Source organism: Streptomyces bungoensis (genome assembly GCF_001514215.1).
Classification (GTDB): Bacteria; Actinomycetota; Actinomycetes; order Streptomycetales; family Streptomycetaceae; genus Streptomyces; species Streptomyces bungoensis.
Genome location: NZ_KQ948885.1, coordinates 44,653 through 46,949, shown reverse-complemented (window position 1 = coordinate 46,949; position 2,297 = coordinate 44,653). Strand labels below are relative to the sequence as shown.

Here is a 2,297-nt window from a genome sequence, read left to right as displayed (position 1 = left end):
AGCGCAAGGCTTGTGCGGCCAGGTGCAGGGCGACGAGCGACGACGAGCACGCCGTGTCCACCGTCACCGCGGGCCCCTCGAAACCGAAGGTGTACGCGATACGGCCCGACGCCACGCTGCCCGTCGAACCGGTCAGCAGGTAGCCGTCCGAGTCGTGCTCGCCAGCGCGCATGAACGAGCCGTAGTCCTGCGTGATCGCGCCCGCGAAGACGCCGGTGCGGGAACCGCGCAGGCTCGCCGGGTCGATACCCGCCCGCTCGAACACCTCCCAGGAGGTCTCCAGGAGGAGCCTCTGCTGCGGGTCCATCGCCAACGCCTCACGCGGCGAGATACCGAACAACCCCGCATCGAACTCCGCGGCGTCATAAAGGAAACCGCCCTCACGCACATAGGTGCGCCCCGCCCTGCCAGGATCCGGGTCGTACAAGCCGTCCAGGTCCCAGCCACGGTCGACTGGGAAGGCGCCGATCGCGTCCCCGCCCTCGGTGACCAGCCGCCACAGATCCTCGGGAGAAGCGACACCGCCAGGGAACCGGCACGCCATCCCGACGATCACCACCGGATCGTCGCCCACGCCCACCGGCGCCGGCAGGCCGGAGACGGCAGCCGTGTCCTGGTGGCCGTCGGACAGCTCCGACAGGATGTGCCGGGCCAGTACGGCAGGCGTCGGGTGGTCGAAGACCAGGGTGGCGGGCAGTCGCATACCCGTGGCGCCGTTGACACGGTTGCGCAGCTCCACCGACGTCAGCGAGTCGAAACCGAGTGCCTTGAAGGGCTGGTCGGCGTCCACGTCCGTGGCCGAGGCGTGACCGAGGACCGAAGCGACCTGTCGACAAACGAGGTCCAGCAGGAACTTCTCGCGCTCTGCCGTGGGCAGCCCCGCGACACGCTGCCTGAGCTCGGCCGTCCCTCCGACCGGGGCCTGCGACACCGCGGCCCGGCGCGCCGGCGTGCGAACGAGCGCGCGCAACAGGGCAGGCATTTCCTGCCGGGAACTGCGGAGAGCAGCGACATCCAGGTCCACCGGCAGCACAGCAGCCCGCTCCAGAGCCGCGCCGGACTCCAAGACGGCGTCGAAGAGGTCAAGAGCGTGTGGATGCGCGAGCGGCCGCATGCCCTCGCGTGCCATGCGTCGTAGGTCGGTCTCGGTCAGCTCGGCCGTCATCCCCGCACCCGGCGCCCAGGGGCCCCAGGCGAGGGAGACCGCGGGCAGGCCGGCGGCGCGGCGGGTGGTGGCGAAGGCGTCCAGGAAGGCGTTGGCGGCGGCGTAGTTCGCCTGGCCGGCGCTGCCGAAGGTGCCGGCTATGGAGGAGAAGACGATGAACGCAGACAGGTCCGCGTCCCGGGTCAGCTCGTGCAGGTGCGCCACCGCGTCCACCTTCGGCCGCAGCACCCCGGCCAGCCGCTCGGGCGTCATGGAGGAGACCACGCCGTCGTCCAGAACACCGGCCGTGTGCACGACGGCCGTCAGCGGATGCTCCGCCGGAATCGTGCCGAGGGCGGCGGCGAGCTGGTCTCGGTCGGCCACGTCCACCGCGACGACCTCGGCATGGACGCCCAAGTCGAGCAACTCTGCGACGAGTTCGGCGGCACCTGAGGCCTCCGGGCCACGGCGACTGGCCAGCAGCAGACGCCGCACACCGTGCTTGGAGGCCAGGTGACGGGCCACCAAACCACCCAGACCACCCGTACCCCCAGTCACGAGTACCGTGCCGTTCACGTCCAGGGGGGCCGGGACGGTGAGGACCACCTTGCCGACGTGACGGGCCTGGGAGAGATACCGGAACGCCTCCGGCGCCCGTCGCACATCCCAGCACGTCACCGGAAGCGGCGCGATGGCCCCCTGCTCGAACAGCGCGACCAGCTCGGCCAGCATCTGCCCGATCCGCTCCGGCGCCACGTTCATCAAGTCGAACGCCTGATAGGCCACACCCGGATGCTGCGCGGCAACCGCCTCCGCGTCCCGGACGTCGGTCTTGCCCATCTCCAGGAACCGACCACCACCCGGCAGCAACCGCAGCGACGCGTCCACGAACTCACCCGCCAGCGAGTCCAGGACCACGTCCACGCCCCGGCCCTCGGTCACCGCCAGGAACGCCGCCTCGAAGTCGGTGTCCCTGGACGAGGCGATGTGCTGTTCATCCAGGCCGAGTCCGCGCAGGGTGCCCCACTTGCCGGCACTCGCCGTGGCGAACACCTCCGCACCCAGATACCGGGCCAACTGCGTCGCGGCCATCCCCACACCACCAGCCGCCGCATGCACCAGCACCCGCTCACCCGCCCGCACATCAGCGAGA

At 70.9% G+C, this 2,297-nt stretch carries 1 protein-coding gene; it reads right to left on the bottom strand.

The window, feature by feature from the left end; translation table 11 throughout:
* A partial coding sequence (locus AQJ66_RS35905) for a type I polyketide synthase (RefSeq protein ID WP_159052703.1) occupies positions 1–2,297 on the bottom strand: 2,297 nt, incomplete at both ends.